This is a genomic window from Psychromonas sp. (assembly GCF_983033635.1).
Genome location: NZ_CEZLMY010000078.1, coordinates 12,705 through 15,767, shown reverse-complemented (window position 1 = coordinate 15,767; position 3,063 = coordinate 12,705). Strand labels below are relative to the sequence as shown.

The 3,063-nt window shown below is 39.8% G+C and carries 3 protein-coding genes; 1 reads left to right on the top strand and 2 read right to left on the bottom strand.

Annotated features, from left to right (window positions below; all coding sequences use genetic code 11):
* On the top strand, positions 1 to 880 hold an 880-nt coding region (locus tag AC4GME_RS11315), incomplete at its 5' end, for a toprim domain-containing protein (protein WP_490379408.1).
* 99 nt (positions 881 to 979) lie between these two features.
* Here the strand turns inward: AC4GME_RS11315 and AC4GME_RS11310 are convergent.
* Positions 980 to 2,239 carry a cyclic di-GMP phosphodiesterase gene (locus AC4GME_RS11310; protein WP_490379407.1) on the bottom strand — a complete coding sequence of 420 codons (1,260 nt, stop codon included), beginning with the start codon at positions 2,237 to 2,239 and terminating at the stop codon, positions 980 to 982.
* Between the two features lie 131 nt (positions 2,240 to 2,370).
* A partial coding sequence (locus AC4GME_RS11305) for an energy transducer TonB (protein WP_490379406.1) occupies positions 2,371 to 3,063 on the bottom strand: 693 nt, incomplete at its 5' end.

Below are 3,063 nucleotides of genomic sequence, written 5' to 3'. Positions count from 1 at the left end.
GTCATCAAGGCAGTGTGCTGCTTTTGTCTCTGGCGTTGTAAAAGATGCGTTTAGTTTATGGCTTAATGCCAATGTAAATGAAGCGGAATTATTGGCTGATTTTTGCATTAACAATGCAACAACACGTACCCGAAAAAGTAAAAAAGTCGCGCGTAAAAAAATAACCCAAGGACCAGCACTACCAGGGAAATTGACTGACTGTTCAACCCAGGAGCCGGAGCGTGGCGAGCTGTTTTTAGTGGAAGGCGACTCGGCTGGCGGCTCGGCTAAACAAGCGCGGGATAGAGAGTTTCAAGCAATTATGCCGTTGCGAGGTAAAATTAAAAATACCTGGGAAGATGAGTCTGACATCATTTTAAATTCAGAAGAGATCCATAATATTTCAGTGGCAATCGGTATTGATCCTGCGTCGAATGATCTGTCGGGTTTACGTTATGGAAAAATTTGTATCCTTGCCGATGCCGATTCGGATGGTCTGCATATCGCCACACTGATTTGTGCACTTTTTGTGCAGCACTTCCGTCCCGTGGTCGAAGCCGGGCACTTTTTTGTGGCTATGCCTCCTCTGTATCGCATCGATATCGGTAAAGAAGTTTATTATGCGCTAGATGAAGCGGAAAAAGATGGTGTGTTAGATCGCATTGAAGCGGAGAAAAAACGCGGTAAAGTCAATGTGCAGCGCTTTAAAGGCTTGGGTGAAATGAATCCGTTACAATTACGTGAAACCACGATGGATCCCAATACCCGCCGTTTAGTACAATTGACCATTGAAGACGCGGATAAAATGATGGAAATGATGGACATGTTGCTTGCTAAAAAACGTGCCGGCGATCGTAAGATATGGCTCGAAGATAGTGGTGATATGGCATCGGTCGATTAACTCATTCGACATAAACTTAATAATTTGCCCAGCTAAAAAATAGCTGGGTATCCGCTTCGTTATTGCTTGTCTTCAATTTATTATTATAAATACTAATAATCAGCTCTCTTCCACATGTTCAAAATAATAGTTTACCCGTACGCGCGGATTTAAATATTCTTGAATATTTGCAGGTAGTTTCGACGGCAAAATCACTTTTTCAATTTTTAACTTTAGTTTGCTTAGTGAAATAATGGGTGCATCACTTTTAGGTATGGATGGGTCATAAATCATGACATTCGGCTGTAAAATATTATCCTTGCTCACACTCATTACCAGTGCCAACTTTTCATTAGAAAGCTGCACAATACATCCCGGCGGGTAAATCCCTAACTCTTTGATTAATAGGCCTAATACTTCTTTGTTGAGCTGTTTGTTTTTGTTTTTATAAAGATGCGACAAAGCATGGTAAGGGGTACGAGCCGGGTGTTTGTCAATTGGATTACACAGCTTGTCATATTCATCGGCTATGGTGACAATTTGTGTCAATAAGTTAATTTGTTTACCGCTTAATTTTTGCGGGTAACCACTGCCATCAAGGTATTCATGATGTTGACTGACAATTTCGGTCACTGACGCGGGAAAATTGGGGATATTATTGATTTTGTCTAACGCATAACGCACATGCATTTTTAAATAATTTTTTTCCGCTTGAGTTATTTTCGGATTGTTATGTAGAATTTGATTGGGAATTTTACTGAGTCCCAGATCGTGAAACAGGGCCCCTAAACCTAGGTAGATTAGCTCCTGCTCTGACAGTGCCAGCGCTTTGCCTAAAATCATCGCCAAAATTGCCACATGAAAAACATGGCTATGGTACTTATCGCCCTCTTTACCCTCTTCCATTAAATGTAAAACGGGATTGTTAGTGGCGTTTAATTTATTTGTGATACTGCCAATTAATTCTGTGGCATCAGATAATGCTTGCGGCCCTTGGTTTTCCAGTTTCAAGTTAATCGCGCGTACTACGGATAGCGATTTTTTGAATTGATTTTCACATTTTCTTAAATTTCTGATATACAGTTTTTGTTCTTCAACGCGTTGCTCTTTTTCTGTCCATAGCGCTTTTAAATAATCATTTTTCTGCTCTTCATTTTTTTCTTGTGCTGCTTTTTCTACATTCGGCGCTAGCGGATCCGTATCACTTTTTTCCGGGAAAAATATAACATGTTTAAAATTTAATGACTGCAGTACTTTGACTTGTTCTTCGTCTTGTATTTTGAAGCTGCCGAAAAGAAACGGATGACCGCCCCATGAGCAGGGCAGTTTGATATACAAGCCGGGTGTCAGCCTGTCGGTTGAAAGTTTTATTTTGCTCATTGTGTCTCCAACCTTCTTCAAATTGTCTTATTTAAGCTCAAACTTAATTTATCGTTTTACCAGGCTTTGTTAATAAGAATAATAAGAAATTAAAAATAGGTCATTAGAATTTAGATATTAGAAATAGAGGATCATTCTAACTGAAAGCGGAAAGAAAAAAGTTGTTCTGTCGTAATTTTTTCATCACCTTTATGTGCCGGCATAAACAGCTCTTCACTGATAAATTGAAGCGCAGCATTATCTAACATTGAGTATCCGCTTGAGCTTATAATCTCAGGATTTTTAGCTTTTCCTTTGGTGGTGACTGTGAGTTTTACCACCACGCGGCCTTCTTGATTTCGTTTTCGTGCTCGTTCTGGGTAGGTGGGTTTATTGCCCGAAACCACTATTGCTTCCTGTAATACGCCCTGATTCATTACGCTCGCGCTGCTTGTTTGCGGTTGTTTTTTGAATACACGTTTAGCTTTTGCCTGCTGTTGCAAAATTTCACTGCTTACAGATTCTGCAGTGAGTATGGTTTTAACTTTTTTCGTTTTAGTTGTCGGCGCTTTTTGCGGTGATTTTTTAGCTGTCTGAGCTGCAGCTAAATCAAGGTGAAAATCTGCTTCAAACACCTCCGCTTTCAGCATTGCATCACTTTCGGCCGTTGTTTCTTGAATTGTTTTTTGTAGTTTTTGATTGGCCGTTTTAATTTCAGCGGGGCTTTTTGAATTAACAGTCGCACTTAGCGTTTTTACTGGCTTTTCTATTACTTTTTTCTTTTCTACTGTCGTCGTGATTTCAACGCTTTCGCTTTGCTGTTTTTCAACTTTTTTCTTTGCAGT